At 60.6% G+C, this 16,808-nt stretch carries 18 protein-coding genes and 1 tRNA gene; 8 read left to right on the plus strand and 11 right to left on the minus strand.

The window, feature by feature from the left end; all coding sequences use genetic code 11:
• Positions 1 to 207: 207 nt before the first annotated feature.
• The 3 genes from BM062_RS25420 to BM062_RS23305 all read right to left on the minus strand — a co-directional run bounded on the left by BM062_RS25420 (position 208) and on the right by BM062_RS23305 (position 2,353).
• Positions 208 to 471: a hypothetical protein gene (locus tag BM062_RS25420; protein ID WP_139220178.1), complete on the minus strand. Its 264-nt coding sequence runs from the start codon at positions 469 to 471 to the stop codon at positions 208 to 210.
• Positions 472 to 498: 27 nt separating this feature from the next.
• On the minus strand, positions 499 to 1,620 hold the full coding sequence (locus BM062_RS23300) for an alkene reductase (RefSeq protein WP_092401640.1): 1,122 nt from the start codon (positions 1,618 to 1,620) through the stop codon (positions 499 to 501).
• Between the two features lie 136 nt (positions 1,621 to 1,756).
• Positions 1,757 to 2,353, minus strand: coding sequence for a TetR/AcrR family transcriptional regulator (locus tag BM062_RS23305; protein ID WP_092401643.1), 597 nt, complete (start codon positions 2,351 to 2,353; stop codon positions 1,757 to 1,759).
• Positions 2,354 to 2,652: 299 nt separating this feature from the next.
• On the opposite strand from BM062_RS23305, the gene BM062_RS23310 reads away from it, so the two are divergent.
• A complete protein-coding gene (locus BM062_RS23310) occupies positions 2,653 to 3,897 on the plus strand; it encodes an MFS transporter (protein WP_254785225.1) in 1,245 nt (414 codons plus the stop codon).
• A 180-nt stretch (positions 3,898 to 4,077) separates the two neighbouring features.
• On the opposite strand, the gene BM062_RS23315 is transcribed toward BM062_RS23310, so the two are convergent.
• The 3 genes from BM062_RS23315 to BM062_RS23325 all read right to left on the minus strand — a co-directional run bounded on the left by BM062_RS23315 (position 4,078) and on the right by BM062_RS23325 (position 10,005).
• A complete protein-coding gene (locus BM062_RS23315) occupies positions 4,078 to 5,517 on the minus strand; it encodes an efflux transporter outer membrane subunit (protein WP_092401646.1) in 1,440 nt (479 codons plus the stop codon).
• Positions 5,518 to 5,519: 2 nt separating this feature from the next.
• The gene (locus tag BM062_RS23320) at positions 5,520 to 8,732 is read right to left on the minus strand and encodes an efflux RND transporter permease subunit (RefSeq protein WP_092401649.1); all 3,213 of its coding nucleotides are present in this window, start codon (positions 8,730 to 8,732) and stop codon (positions 5,520 to 5,522) included.
• 61 nt (positions 8,733 to 8,793) lie between these two features.
• Positions 8,794 to 10,005: an efflux RND transporter periplasmic adaptor subunit gene (locus BM062_RS23325; RefSeq protein ID WP_139220179.1), complete on the minus strand. Its 1,212-nt coding sequence runs from the start codon at positions 10,003 to 10,005 to the stop codon at positions 8,794 to 8,796.
• Positions 10,006 to 10,437: 432 nt separating this feature from the next.
• Between BM062_RS23325 and BM062_RS23330 the strand changes: the two genes are divergently transcribed.
• The 3 genes from BM062_RS23330 (at position 10,438) to BM062_RS23340 (ending at position 11,880) form a co-directional block, all read left to right on the plus strand.
• Positions 10,438 to 11,061, plus strand: coding sequence for a TetR/AcrR family transcriptional regulator (locus tag BM062_RS23330; protein ID WP_092401655.1), 624 nt, complete (start codon positions 10,438 to 10,440; stop codon positions 11,059 to 11,061).
• Positions 11,062 to 11,216: 155 nt separating this feature from the next.
• Positions 11,217 to 11,690, plus strand: a complete 474-nt coding sequence (locus tag BM062_RS23335; RefSeq protein WP_092401658.1) for a transposase — start codon at positions 11,217 to 11,219, stop codon at positions 11,688 to 11,690.
• A 114-nt stretch (positions 11,691 to 11,804) separates the two neighbouring features.
• A tRNA-Lys gene (locus BM062_RS23340) sits at positions 11,805 to 11,880 on the plus strand.
• 148 nt (positions 11,881 to 12,028) lie between these two features.
• Here the strand turns inward: BM062_RS23340 and BM062_RS23345 are convergent.
• A complete protein-coding gene (locus BM062_RS23345) occupies positions 12,029 to 12,268 on the minus strand; it encodes a hypothetical protein (RefSeq protein WP_092401661.1) in 240 nt (79 codons plus the stop codon).
• A 336-nt stretch (positions 12,269 to 12,604) separates the two neighbouring features.
• On the opposite strand from BM062_RS23345, the gene BM062_RS23350 reads away from it, so the two are divergent.
• A complete protein-coding gene (locus BM062_RS23350) occupies positions 12,605 to 12,937 on the plus strand; it encodes a hypothetical protein (RefSeq protein ID WP_092401664.1) in 333 nt (110 codons plus the stop codon).
• A 125-nt stretch (positions 12,938 to 13,062) separates the two neighbouring features.
• On the opposite strand, the gene BM062_RS25735 is transcribed toward BM062_RS23350, so the two are convergent.
• From BM062_RS25735 to BM062_RS23355, 3 genes are read right to left on the minus strand one after another with little or no spacing between them, the layout of a single operon-like run.
• Positions 13,063 to 13,236, minus strand: coding sequence for a hypothetical protein (locus BM062_RS25735; RefSeq protein WP_175501138.1), 174 nt, complete (start codon positions 13,234 to 13,236; stop codon positions 13,063 to 13,065).
• Positions 13,221 to 13,397 (minus strand): hypothetical protein, encoded by a 177-nt coding sequence (locus BM062_RS25740; protein WP_175501139.1) that lies wholly within the window; start codon positions 13,395 to 13,397, stop codon positions 13,221 to 13,223. The genes BM062_RS25735 and BM062_RS25740 overlap by 16 nt, the downstream gene beginning before the upstream one ends.
• A gap of 17 nt (positions 13,398 to 13,414) precedes the next feature.
• A complete protein-coding gene (locus BM062_RS23355; RefSeq protein ID WP_092401667.1) occupies positions 13,415 to 13,765 on the minus strand; it encodes a BON domain-containing protein in 351 nt (116 codons plus the stop codon).
• Positions 13,766 to 14,191: 426 nt separating this feature from the next.
• On the opposite strand from BM062_RS23355, the gene BM062_RS23360 reads away from it, so the two are divergent.
• The 3 genes from BM062_RS23360 (at position 14,192) to BM062_RS23370 (ending at position 15,163) form a co-directional block, all read left to right on the plus strand.
• Positions 14,192 to 14,494 carry a hypothetical protein gene (locus BM062_RS23360; protein ID WP_254785226.1) on the plus strand — a complete coding sequence of 101 codons (303 nt, stop codon included), beginning with the start codon at positions 14,192 to 14,194 and terminating at the stop codon, positions 14,492 to 14,494.
• 117 nt (positions 14,495 to 14,611) lie between these two features.
• Positions 14,612 to 14,863 (plus strand): BON domain-containing protein, encoded by a 252-nt coding sequence (locus BM062_RS23365; RefSeq protein WP_175501140.1) that lies wholly within the window; start codon positions 14,612 to 14,614, stop codon positions 14,861 to 14,863.
• A gap of 42 nt (positions 14,864 to 14,905) precedes the next feature.
• Positions 14,906 to 15,163, plus strand: coding sequence for a hypothetical protein (locus BM062_RS23370; protein WP_254785227.1), 258 nt, complete (start codon positions 14,906 to 14,908; stop codon positions 15,161 to 15,163).
• 45 nt (positions 15,164 to 15,208) lie between these two features.
• Here BM062_RS23370 and BM062_RS23375 read toward each other — a convergent pair whose 3' ends face one another.
• The gene (locus BM062_RS23375; protein ID WP_254785228.1) at positions 15,209 to 16,744 is read right to left on the minus strand and encodes a S41 family peptidase; all 1,536 of its coding nucleotides are present in this window, start codon (positions 16,742 to 16,744) and stop codon (positions 15,209 to 15,211) included.
• Positions 16,745 to 16,808 lie beyond the last annotated feature (64 nt).

The raw sequence follows: 16,808 nt of genomic DNA on the forward strand, positions 1-16,808 counted from the left end.
CCCCATTTAACGGGCTACGGAGTGCGTGCGGTGGCATTCGACGGCCTTCGTTCGTCGTTACTTAAAACGTTTGCTACTCCGTGGATGCTAGCCGGGGGTAGCCCGGCAGCTAGTCACTTTTCTTGCTTCGCCAAGAAAAGTAACCAAAAGAAGGCGACCGCAAAGCCGTTGCCCTCCCTTCGGTCGGGTCCCCAAATGAGCCAGCAGTCAGCCGGGTGGGAAGACAAACTCGCTTCGCTCAAACATGTCTTCCCACAATTCCCGGCTGACCGCTGTCTCATTTGGCAACGTCCCAATGCGGAATTCAAAAGCAACGGCAACGTCAAAAGCAACTTCAACCCCAACCCCAACCCCAACCCCAACTTCAAAATCAACTGCAATGTCAAAAGCCACAGCCCTGCATTTTTCCAGCCGGATTTCATAATCTCGGGACGAAAAAAATCCCGCTCGCCGGAATTTTTCAGTGCGCAAGCGGGATTGGAGAAGACGTTGCTTTGTTTATGCTTCGGTCAGCGCCGGGTAGTCGGTGTAGCCGTGTTCGCCTACGCCGCCGTACAGCGGTGCGTCTTCGAACGGTACGTTCAGCGGCAGGTTGTGCTGCAGGCGATGCACCAGGTCTGGGTTGGTGATGAAGGCGCGGCCGAAGGCGACCAGGTCGGCGTGGCCGCTGGCGATGGCTTGGCGCGCCATCATGCGGTCGTAGCCGTTGTTCACCAGCCAGGCGCCGTCGAAGCGCTGGTGCAGTGCTTCGTAGTCGAACGGTGCGTTGTCGCGCGGGCCGCCGGTGTGGCCTTCTACTACGTGCAGGTAAGCCAGGCCGAACTGGTTGAGCTGTTCTACCACGTAATTGAACAGCGGCTGCGGCTGGCTTTCGCTGGAATCGTTGACCGGCGATACCGGCGAGAGGCGCACGCCGACCCGGCCGCCGCCGATTTCGGCAGTGGTTGCGGCCACCACTTCCAGCAGCAGGCGGCTGCGGTTTTCGATGCTGCCGCCGTAGATGTCGGTGCGGTGGTTGGAGCCGTCGCGCAGGAAGCTGTCGAGCAGGTAGCCGTGCGCGCCGTGGATTTCAATGCCGTCGAAACCGGCATCCATCGCGCGTCTTGCGGTCTGGCGGAAGTCGTCCACCACGCCCGGGATCTCTTCCAGCGTCAGTTCACGCGGCACCGAAGTATCGACAAAACCTTCGCCGACCACAAAGGTCTTGGCGTCGGCGCGGATCGCCGACGGCGCTACCGGCGCCAGGCGGCCAGGCTGGAAGGAGACATGCGACATGCGGCCCGTATGCCAGATCTGCACCACGATGCGGCCGCCTTTTTCATGCACGGCGTCGGTGATTTTTTTCCAGGCGGCGACCTGTTCCGGCGTATGCAGGCCAGGCGTGTTGGCGTAACCCTGGGCCTGGGCCGACACCTGGGTCGCTTCGGTGACGATCAGGCCGGCGCCTGCGCGCTGGGCATAGTATTTCAGGTTCAGCGCGTTCGGCACATTGCCTTCGCCGGCGCGGTTGCGGGTCAGCGGCGCCATCACGATGCGGTTGGCTACTTCGATGTCGCCGATGCGGGCGGGCTGGAACAGGCTGTCTTCGGTACGGGTTTCTGGGGTGCGGCTCATGGACATTCCTTCGTGAATAAATCGCTGTCAGGCGATTGGTGGTTTGACTTGCTGCTGAAAAAAACAAACTGCAATACAGGTTGATAAGTGACCGGTCGTCTTGGATTCGCTTAAAAAAATCGATGCAATTCCTTCTGTGGCGTTACGGCAGGAAAAAATGATCGAACATCAGGTTCACGCAGGCGCGCACCGGCGCCGTCGAACGTTCGATTTTCATGCGCAGCATGGCGCCTTCCCAGGCGTTCCAGAAAAAATCGGTGAGTTGTTCCGCGCTCAGGTCGGTGCGCACCGAACCATCGGCCTGGGCCTTGCGCAGGTAGCTGGCGAAGCGCTTGCGCCAGCCGGCCACTACTTCCTGCAGGGTAAGGCGGCAGAGCTCGCTGGACTCCGACATTTCAGCGGCAAAATTGCCCAGCAGGCAGCCGGCCTTCACTGTGCACTGTTCGTGGTAGCCGATGATGCGCTCGTAGGTATAGCGCAGCGCGGCCAGCGGCTGTTGCGGGCCCTCGGCAAAATAGCCGGACCATTTGTCGGCGAAGCCGTCGGCGTAGAAAGAGATGACCTCGGCGCCGAAGTCTTCCTTGCTCTTGAAATAGTTGTAGAACGAACCCTTGGGCACGCTGGCGGCATCGACGATTTCCTTGATGCCGGTGCCGTTGTAGCCTTGTTCCGCGAACAGCCTGAGCCCGGTTTCGAGCAGGGTGGCGTGGGTGTCGTTGAGGGCGTGGACTTTATTCATTCCGCTATTATATGACCAGTCGTCTCAAATTGCTTGGCGTTGAAAATAGATGCTTTATTGATAATTTTTCACATGATCGAAAGCAGCGGTAAAAAGACAGGAGAATAATCCCGCGCAGCATTCGTTTCACCTATGAACGCACGGCATATTTAATTTCCGGATATGGATAAAAGCGGACGGCATTACTGCTATCATTTGTTCAATGTTCCCATCAGGAACAATATGCACCGCGCTTACTTATCCAGTGTTGCCGCCTTCAAAGAGTTGCCATCATTTTTACTGCATTCCGTCTATTTTTCATGCGCAAGCTGTCGGCCGACCCGATGTTGCGCCATCACGACTTCCGCCGTTTCTGGCTGACCACGGTCCTCGCCAGCTTCGGCGAACAGATCAGCAGCCTGGCGATTCCGCTCACCGCGGTGCTGCTGCTGCAAGCCACCCCAGCCCAGATGGGCACGCTGATCGCACTGCAAACCTTGCCGTTCGCACTGTTCTCGCTGCCGGTCGGGGTCTGGCTGGACCGGCGCAGCAAATATCCGGTGCTGCTGTGGTCGGAATTCCTGTTCGGCGTCGTGCTGGCGGTGATCCCGCTGAGCTACTGGCTGGGTTTGCTGAACATGCATGTGCTGTACGCAGTGGGCTTCCTGATGGGGATCGGCTTTGTCATCGGCGGCAGCGCTTCCCAGGTGTTTCTGGCGCAACTGGTGGGGCGCGAGCACCTGCTGGATGCGCAAAGCAAATTCGCCGCAACCGATTCGATGGCGCGGCTGGTCGGTCCCGGCATCGCCGGCATGCTGGTGCAGCTGCTGACGGCGCCGGTGGCGGTGCTGGTCGACGCCCTCGGTTTTGTCGGCTCCTGGTGGAACCTGCGCTACCTGCGCAAGCGCGACGGCTATCCGGCGCCGTCCGACCGCCATCCCTTCCGCGAGATGGTGGACGGCATCAAGATGGTCTGGAACCACGAGGTGCTGTGGGCGCTGGCCTGGGGCACCGCCTTGTGGCAAGTGCTGTTCAATGGCTACCTGGCCTTGCAGATCCTGTTCGCCACCCATCAGCTCGGCATGTCGCCAGGCGTGCTGGGCGCGGCGCAAACCTTGGGCGGGCTGGGGGTGCTGGTCAGCTCCATGCTGCTCAAGCCCTTGTCGCGCAGGTTCGGCAGCGGCCGCACCATCCTGATCGGCCTCGGCGGCACCGGCGCGGCATGGCTGCTGCTGGCGATGATTCCAGCCAACCTGTTTGGTTCGCCGCTGCTGAGCGCGCTGGCGTATGGCGTGGTGGTGTTCATCTTCGATTGCAGCGCCATGCTGTATTTCATGCCTTACCTGGCGTTGCGGCTGAAGCTGACGCCGGATGCCTACCACGGCCGCATGGTGTCGACCATGCGTTTCATGACGGTGGCGGCGGCGCCGCTGGGCGCTTTGTCGGCCGGCTGGATTGCAGAACACCTGGGCGTGCGCAGCGGACTGATTGCCATCGCCGCGGGCGGCAGCCTGCTGACTTTCGGCTTGCTGAAGACTTCGCCCCTGCGCGATATCCGGGACTGAAGCCGGATCCAATCTTGGACGGCGAGGCCGGTGGAAAAAAAAGCCTGCGTCAGCGCGTCGAGTTCGACTTCGGCCGAGGCAGGCTGGAGAGAAGCTTCATGTGCTGGCATGGTGGGCAGCCAGGCAAACGTATCTTTGGAGATGGCGGTGCGGCGCGGGCAGCACCGCCATTTTTCTTTGCTACCTGGCCAATGCCAAGGCGCTGTTGCCGGCCGCGGTCGGCTCCCAGCCGCCGCCAAGCGCCCGGATCAGGCCGACCGAGGCCACCGCCCGCTGGCCCACGCTCTGGCTTTTCGCACGCTGCGCGGAGAGGCTCGAACGTTGCGCATCGATCACTTCAAAGTAGCTGGTAGAACCATTCCGGTAGCGTGAATCTGCGAGGCGGGCGGCGAGCTGCGCCGACTTCACCGCATCTTCCTGGAAGCGGATCTGGTTATCCAGGGTGCGCAGGGCGCTCAGGTTGTCTTCCACATCCTGGAAGCCGACCAGCACCTGCTGCCGGTAGTTGGCCACCACCGATTCATAACTGGCGTCGGCGCGCGCCAGGTTGGCCTTGTTGCGGCCGCCGTCCAGCAAAGGCAGGTTGAGCATGGTGCCGACCAGCGGCCCCAGCAGCCAGCTGCGGCTCGACCACTGGAACAGGTTGTGCAGCGCATCCGAGCCGTAGCCGCCGGATGCGGTTAGCACCAGGCTCGGAAAGAACGCCGCCTTGGCGACGCCGATGCGGGCGCTGGCGGCAGCCAGCTGGCGCTGCGCCTGGGCGATGTCGGGGCGGCGCTGCAGCAGGTCGGAAGGCAGGCCCGGCGGCACCGCGACCGTCACCGGCTGCAGCGGTTCAGGCGCCAGCGTGAACTGTGCCGGCGCCTTGCCGAGCAGGGTCGCCAGCGCATGGTCGCGCTGGGCGCGGCTGCGGCTGACGCCTTCCTGTTCTGCCTGGGTCACCGACAGTTCGGTATTGGCTTGCGCCACATCGAGCTCGCTGGTGTCGCCGGCATCGTAGCGATGCTGCACCAGGCGCAGGTTTTCCTGGCGCAGCTTGACGGTTTGCTGCAGCACGTCGAGTTCCGAGTCGAGCGAACGGATCGCAAAATACTGCTGGGCGACGTCGGCCTGCAAAGCCAGCAGCACCGAGCGATAGGCCGCTTCCTGTCCTTCCGCATCAAGGCGGGCGGCGCGGCTGCTGTCCGACAGGCGGCCGAACAGGTCGACTTCATAAGACGCATTCAGCTGCGCGCGCCACTGCGTCGAAGCGCCGGTGGCGTCGCCCTGGCGGGTCGGGCCGAAACCTGCGCCGAGCTGGAAGGCGCGATCGGCGTCGGCCAGGCCGGCGGTGGCGCGTGCATCCTTGACGCGCGCCATGGCCATCACCAGGGTCGGGCTGGATGCGGTGGCGTCGGTAATCAGCTTGCTGAGTTCGGCATCGCCGAACACCGACCACCAGGCGCCGCGGTCGGCGCCGTCGGCCGGCTGGGCGACTTGCCATTTGCCGTCCAGCGTCGCCGCTTCGCGGTACTGGCCGGGCAGGTCGACCGCGACCTGTTCCGGCGGCTTGGTGGTGGAGCAGCCGGCCAGCACCAGTGCGGCCACCAGCGTGCTGAGTTTGAGATTGAAAGTTTTCATGTTCAGATTCCTTCGATGTGCGCCACAGTGGCAAGCGCTGGCGCCGCCGGGCCCGCATGCTGTTCTGCTGCCGGCTTGGCGCTGGTAAAGCGCGATGCCAGGGTGCGCAGCAGTACATAAAAGATCGGCGTCAGGAACAGGCCGAATGCGGTCACGCCGATCATGCCGGAGAACACCGCAACCCCCATTGCATGGCGCATTTCAGCGCCCGCGCCGGTCGACAGGATCAGCGGGATGACGCCGGCGATGAAGGCGATCGAGGTCATCAGGATAGGGCGCAGGCGCAGGTGGGCGGCTTCGATCGCGGCGGCGTAGATGGAACGTCCCTGCAATTCCAGCTCATGCGCAAACTCCACGATCAGGATCGCGTTCTTGCACGCCAGCCCCACCAGCACGATCAGGCTGATCTGGGTAAAGATGTTGTCGTCGCCGCGGGTCAGCCAGACGCCGAAGATCGCCGACAGGATACCCATGGGCACGATCAGCAGCACCGCCAGCGGCAAGGTCAGGCTCTCGTATTGCGCCGCCAGTACGAAGAACACCAGCAGGATCGACAGCGGCAGGATGATGAACAGCGTATCGCCGGCGATCTTGTCCTGGTAAGTGATTTCGGTCCATTCGTAGCTGATGCCGCGCGGCAGGGTTTCGGCTGCAATGCGTTCGACCGCGGCCTGGGCCTGGCCTGTGCTGTAGCCGGGCGCCGGACCGCCGTTGACGTCGGCCGACGGGAAGGCGTTATAGCGTATCGCCTGGTCGGGGCCGTAGCTTTGCGTCATCTTCAGCAGGGACGACAGCGGCACCATCTCGCCGCGGTCATTGCGCGCTTTCAGCAAGCCGATGTCTTCGGCATGGGCGCGGAACGGCGCATCGGCCTGGACCCGTACCTGGAAGGTGCGGCCGAACTTGTTGAAATCATTCACGTAGAGCGAGCCGAGATAGATCTGCAAGGTGTCGAACACAGCAGGGATCGATACGCCCAGCTGCTGGGCGCGGACACGGTCGACGTCGGCGTACAGCTGCGGCACGTTGATCTGGAAGCTGGAGAACATGCCCGCCAGTTCCGGCGCCTTCTGCGCTTTCGCCATGAAAGCTTGCAAGCCGTCGTTCAAGGCCTGGTTGCCCAGCGCGGCGCGGTCTTCGATCTGCAGCTTGAAACCGCCGATGGTGCCCAGCCCTTGCACAGGCGGCGGCGGGAACACGGCAATGAATGCGCCCTGGATCGCGGCGAATTTCTGGTTCAGCTGCTGCGCGATCGCGATACCGCTCTGGTCGGCGCCACGGCGCTCGCTAAACGGCTTGAGCGTGGTGAACACGATGCCGGAGTTAGGGCTGTTGACGAAGCCGTTGATCGACAGGCCAGGGAAGGCCACGGCCGATTCCACGCCAGGCTGCTTCAGCGCGATTTCCGACATCTTGCGCATCACGTCTTCGGTGCGGTCCAGCGACGAAGCGTCAGGCAACTGCGCAAAACCTACCAGGTATTGCTTGTCCTGGGCCGGGATAAAGCCGTTCGGCACGGTATGGAACAGCAGCACGGTGATGCCGATCAGCACCGCATACACCGCCAGCGCCGCGCTCTTGCGTTTCAGGATGCCGGTCACGCCGCCGCTGTAAGAGTCGGAGGCGCGATGGAAGACCCGGTTGAACACAGTAAAAAAGCCGCCGAAGAAACGGTCGATCAGGCGCTGGAAAGCGTCCTTCTTGGCGCCGTGGCCCTTCAGCAGCAAAGCTGCCAGCGCTGGCGACAAGGTCAGCGAATTGAATGCCGAGATCACGGTGGAAATCGCGATGGTCAGGGCGAACTGCTTGAAGAACTGGCCGGTCAGGCCGCTGACGAAAGCCAGCGGGATGAACACCGCGCACAGGGTCAGGGCGATCGCAATGATCGGCCCGGACACTTCGCGCATGGCCTTGTAGGTGGCTTCCTTGGCCGACAGGCCGTTCTCGATGTTGCGTTCGACGTTCTCCACCACCACGATGGCGTCGTCGACCACGATCCCGATCGCCAGCACCAGCCCGAACAGGCTCAAGGCGTTGATCGAAAAACCCAAGCCGATCATCACCGCAAAGGTGCCGATCACCGATACCGGCACCGCCAGCAAGGGAATGATCGAAGCGCGCCAGGTTTGCAGGAAGATGATCACCACGATCACCACCAGCAGGATCGCTTCCAGCAGGGTATGGACCACCGCCTCGATGGAGGAGCGGACGAACTGGGTCGGGTCATAGACGATCTTGTAGTCGACGCCTTCCGGCATGTCCTGCTTCAGCTCGGCCATGGTGCGGCGGACGTTGTCGGAAATTTCCAGCGCGTTGGAGCCGGGCGCCTGGAAGATCGGGATTGCTACCGCCTGTTTGTTGTCGAGCAGCGAGCGCAGCGCATATTCGCTGGCGCCGAGTTCGATCCGGGCCACGTCTTTCAGGTAAGTGACGACGCCATCGGGCGAGGTGCGGATCACGATGTTGCCGAATTCTTCTTCATTGGCCAGGCGGCCGCGGGCATTCACCGAGATCTGGTAGTTGACGCCTGGGACCGACGGCGAAGCGCCGATCACGCCGGCGGCGACGTTGACGTTTTGCTGGCGGATGGCGTTGACCACATCGGAAGCGGCCAGGCCGCGTTCGGCCACCTTGCGCGGATCGAGCCAGACCCGCATCGAATAGTCGCCGGAACCGAACAGCTGCACCGAACCGATGCCAGGCAGGCGCGCCAGGCGGTCCTTGACGTTCAGCACGGCGTAGTTGCGCAGGTAGGCCATGTCGTAGCGGTCGTTAGGCGACAGCAAGTGCACCACCATGGTCAGGTTGGGCGAACTCTTGACCGTGGTCACGCCCAGCCGCTGGACTACGTCCGGCAAGCGCGGCAAGGCCTGGTTGACGCGGTTCTGCACCAGCTGCTGGGCCTGGTCCGGCGAAGTGCCCAGCTTGAAGGTGATGGTCAGGGTCATCAAGCCGTCCGACGTGGCTTGCGAAGACATGTACAGCATGTCTTCGACGCCGTTGATCTGTTCCTCGATCGGCGTCGCGACGGTTTCGGCGATGGTTTGCGGATTGGCGCCCGGATACTGCGCCTTGACGATGACCGACGGCGGAATCACTTCCGGATATTCGGAAATCGGCAGGCTGAGCATGGAAATCAGGCCGCCGATCAGGATGATCGCAGATAACACGCCCGCAAAGATCGGGCGGTCGATAAAGAATTTTGAAATATTCATGGTGTTGGGCTCTGCTGGGTTTTTGGCGTTGATGCGACAGTGAGGATCGTCATCGCCTTTGTTATTTAGCGCTGGCCACCGTCACCGCAGCCTTGGCGGGAGAACTGTTTTCTCCGTCCATGGTTACCGTGACCGGCGTGACCAGGTCATTCGGGCGTATCCGTTGCAAGCCGTTGACGACGATCCGTTCATCTTTCTTGAGGCCGGAACGGACCACGCGCAAGCCATCGACGATAGGGCCGAGCTTTACCGCGCGATAGGTGACCTTGTTGTCGGCGCCCAGCACCATGACGAATTTCTTGTCCTGGTCGTTGCCGACAGCCCTGTCGTCGATCAGCACCGCGGTTTCCGCCGCCGAGCCGCCGGTGCGCACCCGGGCGTACATGCCGGGGGTGAGGGCGCCGTTCTGGTTGTCGAACACGGCGCGTACGCGCATGGTGCCGGAGGCGGTGTCAAGCCGGTTGTCGAAAGCCTTGATCTGGCCCTGGTGCGGATAACCTTCTTCGCTCGCCAGGCCGATGGAAACCGGCAAGCGGCTCACGCCTGAATTGCCGACGGCGCCGTTGGCGGCGTAGCGGATATAGGTTTGCTCATCCACCTCGAAGCTGACATACACCGGCGACACCGATACCACGGTAGTCAATGCCGGCGAAGCAACGCCGGCGCCGACCAGGTTGCCCACCGTGATCTCGGCGCGCGACACGCGGCCGCTGACCGGCGCCGCAATCGATGTGTATTGCAGGTTCAGGCGCGCGGTCTGCACTGCTGCATCCGCCGCCTTGAGGCTGGCGTCGGCTTCCAGCAGGGCGTTGTTGCGCTGGTCCAGTTCGCGCTGGGCTACCGCATGTTCTTCAATCAGGCGGCCGGTGCGGGCCAGCTCGGTTTTTGCCAGCGCCAGCCCGGCCTGGGCGCCGGCCTGGGTTGCCACCGCGCGCGCCAGTTCAGCTTGATAAGGGCGGGGATCGATGGTGAACAGCAGGTCGCCTTTCTTGACCAGCTGGCCTTCCTGGAAATGCACGGCATCGATGGTGCCCGATACGCGCGGGCGGATTTCAACCCGTTCTATGGCTTCCACGCGGCCCGAAAAATCATCCCATTCGGTAACCGATTTTTCCAGGGCGGCGGCGACCGAGACCGATGCTGCAGGAGGCGGCGCGGCGACCGCCTTGGCCTGGCGGCTGGTCAGGGTGAAGGTGCCGGCGGCGGCGAGGACGAGGATGCCAACCGCAATCGCAATGGTTTTGCGAGAAAATAATGGTGTCGAAGTTTGCATGTGAGACCCCTGGATATATGTGTGGAAACGGAAATGGATAACTGCGTAATCAGAAATAATCGCGGAAACAATCGCTTGAGCGCAAGGCCGTCCGGGTGAGATTTCAGCTTGGTCTGGCGACCGACAACGGCGTTCTTGAGTGGCTCGGATTGCTTCAAATCATGATTAGCAATATATGACTGACTGCCTGCCAGCCGATAGCCGCTTACTGGACGCTTCTTGTCTGATCCTCCAAATGTGCTGGTTTTCCCTTTACCTGAAAGCAAAAAAACACGCTCGGAAAACATCAAATTTCATTCTGTGAGACACTGATGTTTCCATTTGGCCACATCCGGCGTCTTCGGGATTTCTATTTGCTAGCGATCACTACGATTTAGGGTTCGACTCTAGCGGGGTTGTTTTACGCTGTCAAGTAGTTTAATATCGATCACTATGGAAATGACACAAGACAAGCCGCGCAAGAAGGCCGGCCGTCCTTTATCGTTCGATAGGGAACTTGCGCTGGAGCGTGCGATGCTGGTTTTCTGGCGTTACGGGTATGAGGCGACTTCGCTCAATGACCTGACCGGCGCCATGGGAATCACGCCGCCCAGCCTGTATACGGCATTCGGCGACAAGGAACGCCTGTTCCTGGAAGCGGTGGAATATTACCTGGCGAAAAAACCATGTTTTTTCGAGTCGATCGTGGCCGAGCCGCTGACGGCGAAAGAAAGCATCCGCAGTTATCTCGAGGTCATCGCCATCTCGCAGACCGACCCCAACCAGCCGCCCGGCTGCATGGTCGTCACTTCAGCCACCAATTGCACCGCCGCCTCTTCGCATGTGCAGGAAGTGCTGGCGGATTATCGCGGACAGATGGAGGCCGGCATCAAGGATCGCCTGGACCGCGGCGTGCGCGAAGGCGAGCTGGCTGCGGATACCGATACGGCGGCGATGGCGAGTTTCTTCGTGACTGTCATCCATGGCATGTCGACCCAGGCACGTGACAACGCCGGCCGCGAGAAACTGCTGGCGATAGGCGCACAAGCGATGCGCGCCTGGCCGGATCCGCTTTAAGGCGGGTTGAGGGCCGAACATGGCCTTTCAATTTCAGACATTTCTTATGTTTTCTGACGACCCTCGTAGCTAGAATGTCAAGCCAGTACCTCGTTTCATTGTCATGAGCAACTGAAGCGGGTAGCGCAACGACATTCTTTCTGGAGGCCGTCACGATGAGTCAAGTGCATAAGCAGGAAATAAAGCTTCGGGATGAACAATGGCAAAAACTGGAGCCGCTCCTGACCGGCAAGCAGAGCGATCCCGGCGCCAATGCAAAAAACAACCGCCTGTTTATCGAGGGCGTGCTGTGGGTAGTCCTGAACAACAGTTTGTGGCGTCATCTGCCTCAGCAGTTCGGCAGTTCAAGCACGGCGTACATGCGTTTCCGGCGCTGGACCGAATGCGATTTCTGGCGCCAGCTGGCGCAAAGCCAGGGCGAGGACGCTGAATTGGCGCAGATGCTGGAACGCATAGTCGAGCACGCCGACTTGTATACCCGGCGCATCGAACAGCGCCTGCTGAGAAAAGCTCAGAAGGCCGTCTACCTGTCGGCCAAGGGCGTCGTCAAGGCCGCGCCGCCGTCCAGGCACCCCATTGTTGGGGTGGACGAATCAACCTTGCATTGGGTCGGTCTGGTCACGGCGTGACGATCCGCCGGCGCCTGCGCGAGGGCAGAAACAACGCCCCATATGCAAACTGATAGAAATTCTTACGAAGAGCTGGCAAAAATAATAAACAGCCGCTATAATTCGTCCCCTGTTGGGGCGTTAGCTCAGCTGGTAGAGCAGCGGACTCTTAATCCGTAGGTCGTGTGTTCGAATCACACACGCCCCACCAACAGATTCAAAGCCTCCCGAGCAATCGGGAGGCTTTTTTATTTCCGCCGGTGTGTCACGCATGCGGCAACATCCGATGTCCGCTCGCCTTTCTTTCAAGTGGAACCGCTTGGCTGCGAATCGATGCCGCTTGTCTATCGATGCCGGCATCAGGAAGTTTTACAACCGCTCTCTATCATCGACAGGGCAATTTCGCGCGCCTCTGCCTGCGCGACTTGTTCATTCGGGAATACGCAACCAAGCGCAACCCGCTGTGGCGGAAAAATGCCATTTCTGTGCACGGGATTGCAGGAAGCATAAATGGCGAGGATGGCGACCCAGTCTTCGCGCTCAGGCAGTTTGAATCCTGAATATTCGATTTCATATTTGCCAATGGTTTCTGATTTCATCGGTATCTCCAGCAATTTCCCCCTGTCCTGACAGTATAGGTCGCCAGTTACGGCATGTTCTGCGATTTTCTTTATCCAGTGCGCCGGCCGCAAGCCGACTTGGTACGCAAACGCACAGACCCCATGTCTTTTCCTGAATATTCTGGGTTGCAATCGCAGCGCACCAACAGCATGCAGGTCTTCGGACCAGGTTTGCAATTCGGCCGGTGCTGCGATCGTGCAGTAGCGATGGCCTGATCTGCCGGCGCTCATCATTGTCGCCAGAGACTGATCAAATCTGGGTGGCTGCTCACAATCTTGTGGGTAGTTCTGGTTAGTCAAACAAAGGAAATCATCATGAAGTACTTGATACAGTTTGCCGCAGCGTTGGCGACGCTCACACTGGCTGGTTGTTTTACCTTGCCTACGGGTCCTGCCGGGCCGCAAGGCGCGACCGGGTACACCGGCGCGACCGGCAGCACCGGCTACACGGGTGCGCCTGGCCGTGCCGGAGCCACTGGCGGCACCGGTGCGACCGGGGATACCGGCGCGACCGGAGGCACCGGAGCGACAGGTGATACAGGAGCAACCGGCTATACCGGTGCAACCGGCAGCACAGGTGCGCGAGGAAGTACAGGCGCCAAAGGAAGCACCGAGGCTGGAACTGTTGTCGTTATCCCGGCCCGTTAAAACGGCTGGTGGCGGACCCTTGCTGATGCTTGGGGGTTCGCCAAAAAATGCATGGATGTGTCTGCGGGCAAAAAGAATTCATACGTCCGCGATGTACATGACGAGGCTGTGCGGAAGATGCGGGGTCAAGAGATCCTGATGCGCTTGCCGTTGCAGCTGGCCCTGATCGCCTTGCTGCTCCAGTACAGCGATCTTTCCTGCTGCGGCTCGCAGCCGGTCAGCAAGCACATGGCCGTGACGCCCAGGATGTAGAACCTGAACCACCAGGCCATCTTGAATTCGATCACGCCGGCGGACATGGCGGTTTCCCGATAGTGATGGCGACGGGATCGCTGGCAGGAAAACTTTCGTCCAGTGCTTCATCGAGCGCACTTTCAACGCTGCTTTCCTTGTTTTCGATAGCGTCGCCTTCTTTGTGCGGCGGATCGGCGTCAGGATGGATATCTTGCCTGGGTTGCATTTTGTTCCTCTCGGCGTCTACGTGAATTTCCTGACGCTGATGCGGTTGATTACCTTGCCGACCCCGGCTACCCGCTTTACCACGGCTATGCTGCGGTCGATCTGGACTTGATCGTCGGCGAATCCGCGTAGCACGACTTCACCGTTTCTTATCTGGATTCTTATATCAAGATTTTCTAGGTCGCTACTTGCCAATAAAGCCGTTTTGATTTTGACGGTGAGCATGGAACCATCGGTTGCGGCCTTGGCCATGGCGGACGGCGCAACGGCGGGCATGCTGTGCGCATCGTTACAGCCAACCAGGAATGCGGGCAGCGCACATATCGCAATTGCGGCCAGGAATGTAAAAGGATTTGCGAGCGTAACCATGGTTTGCCAATGCAAAGAGGGGAAGTTCCAATGTATGTACTGGACTCTGCTCCTTTAAGCGCTGCCTTTCTGTTCGCTAGCGTACGTAGATAGTATTGTTGTTCCAATCCGGATGGTGCGGGAAATATCGCTTGCCCGCGAACGGCATTGCGGAAATTTTGTGCAATGTGGGATAGCGAACGGATCTGGCGATAAATAAGCTCTATAAGATCTTTCATTGAGTAAGCAATACAGAGCTCCTTCTCGTTGTATCCGTTGTTCCGCACTTATTCGATACGCGCAAAAAAAGGAGAGCCGCGATGGACAAATATATTCCGGGACGGATTCTTGGCGCGCCGATGATCCTGTTGATAGCGCTTTATTTTTTTGTGCATTAGCCGATTGCGTAGCTGGCGGTAAATTGTCTCCTGACAAAAAGGAAGCGACATGGGAATGGAATGGATGAGCGGCTGGGCGAGAAAATACGCTGCGACGCCGGAAAAACTGGCGGAAGGTGAATTGCGCGATGCGCGTCTCTCGCTGTTTCAGGCGGAACGGCAGTTGCTGGAGGCGGAAATGCGCGTCGACTACTATCGCAGCGTCCTGGTTTTCCTTGAAGCGATTGCCATTGACGGCGTGGAAAGTGTCGCTGACAGGCAAAGGCCGCACCAGCTGGCCTTGCCGCAACGTCCCATGGTGTTGCATCAGATATTGCAAGAAGAACCGGCAGACGCCAGAAGAGCTGTGTGAGCTTGAAAGAGGACCGGGGAAATCATGGTTGCGCTTCTGAAGCGTTTCGTCCGTCGGGGCGTTGTCGCTGCGTGCATCCTGCTTGTCTCGCTGCCAGGCTGCAACAAGACAAAAGACATGACTGGAAATCCGCCGCCTGTTGCCGTCGATACTGCAGTTGACGATGCTGTCATCACTGCCAAAGTCAAAGCCGCGTTATTGACGAGCGGCGATCTCAAAAGCCTGGGCTTGCAAGTCCAGGTCCAGAACCACGAAGTGACCTTGAGCGGCCTCGCCGACAGCAAGGCCCAGGTCGAGACCGGCATTGTGGTCGCCAAGGGAGTCGATAGGGTAACCAACGTGGTCAACCATATCAATATCAAGAAGTGAATGACCGGTTTGCGGGTCGATGCGAGCGTGAAGGGTTCTGCCATGGAATGCAACGTTGATTGGAGCCAGGCGCCGCAGGGCGCAAGGTGGTGGGTGATGGACGGCGACGGCCGGGCGCACTGGTTTGGCGAGCCCGAGGTCATCCTGCAGACCAGTTTCTGGTTCACGGATCCCGTGCCGGCTCCCGCTTTCGATTATGTGGGCGACTGGCGCGCAAGCCTGGTAGAACGGCCGGCCCACGGCTGGGATAGCGTCTTGCTGCGCCCAGGCAATGCGGCAGAAAATTTTCTGGGAGCGTGATAAACCGCCCGGATCAAAATCCGCGGTTTCATGTGCCGTGGATTGTCACTGCGTTTTCTGTCGTTCAGTTACCTGTACGTCGAGTTTCAGGCACGCCGGCTGCGCCGGCATGAACCTCGGGTTCACGGCCACTACCTGCACCGGCTTGCCGGCCAGCGCGTTGAGCGCCTGCTGCAGCTGCCAATCCTTGGCGGTGCCGAATTCCTTTTGCGGCAACGCTGCGCTGTTGGCCGGGTCCAGCTTGGCAAGTGCGCGCCGCTCGCGCAGGCGCTGGCGCTCCTTGCGCACATCGGCGAAGGGATCGGGCGCGGTTTTGCTGGCGTAGGCGGCGCGCGGAATGTCGACTTCGCGATAGCCGAGCAGGACGCCGTCCATGTCGGCGTCTTTGCGTGGCGGCACGATCCAGTCCGGCACCACGCCGTAACCTTCCATCGGGCAGCCGTTCGGCCGCAAGTTGCGCGCATTGCTCCAGGAAACCTGCGTGCCGTCGCGGATGTCGACCCCGGTTTGCGCCATGCCCTTGCCATAGGTCGGCGTGCCCAGCAGCCTGGCGCGGCCGAGGTCTTTCAGCGCCGCGGCGGTGGCTTCGGCGGCAGAGGCGCTTTGGCCGTCGACCAGCACGATGAGGGGCACGTTGCGCCACCAGTCGTCGCCTTGCAAGGGGGCGAGCGGGTCCTGGCCTTGCATTACCGGCAGGTCGTAATCCGGCCAATTGGTGCTGATGCGGTGCTGGATTTTATCGTCGCGCTGCAGCGTCACCATCGCCGTCTTGTCGCGGCCGGTGAACAGCGCCGTCATGCCGATCGCCGCGTTGAGCGCGCCGCCGCCGTTGATGCGCAGGTCGAGGATCACTGCCGCGGCCGGCGGCCCTTTCTTGCGCTCCGCTTGCACCACGTCTATATAGTCGCCGATGGTTGGCTCGGGGAAACTGGCCAGCCGGGTATACAGCACATTGCCGTCGAGCCGCTTGACGCTGGCCGGCCGCGGCTTGATGACGGCGCGCAGCGGGGCCAATTCCAGCCGCTGCTGCGATGGGCCGCGCAACAGCGTGAGCTTGAGCGGCGCACCGGCTTCGCCGTTGGCATATTTGGCAATCTCGGCATTGTCGATGCCGACCATGCTGTTGCCGTCCATCGCCACCACCAGGTCGCCGGTGCGCACGCCGGCTTGCGCGGCGGGCGCATCAGGCACCACATCGATGATATGCAAGCCGTCAGGCAAGGTCTCGAAAATGATGCCGATGCCAGGCGCGCCGTTGCGCGTGCGCTGGTCTTTTTTTATTAGTTCCTGCCGTTCCTGGGCATTGAAGAACCTGGCGTAGGGCAGCGTTTTGACGCCGAGGCGGATGGTTTCGTCGAGGAAGGCCGGGACGTCGATCTCGGTCAGGTGCTCTTTCTTGAGCACGTCCACCACCGCCTTCAGTTCGCAGATCTGGACTTCCCAGTCCGGCGGGCAGGGCGACGCTTCGGCTGCGCCGGCCGACGAGCAGAAGCTGGATGCCAGCAGCACGAGCGGCGCAAATAGTGCCGCGCGTACAGGGCGACGCCCGGTAGCGGGTTGGGGGCGAACGCCGTCGAGCATTGTCCTGGTTGCGGAATTCGATTCACCTCTGGTCGCGCTGTGCATTTTTCTTCCATCGGATAGG

Origin of the sequence: Collimonas sp. OK412, assembly GCF_900112135.1 — a bacterium.
Taxonomy (GTDB): Bacteria; Pseudomonadota; Gammaproteobacteria; order Burkholderiales; family Burkholderiaceae_D; genus Collimonas; species Collimonas rhizosphaerae.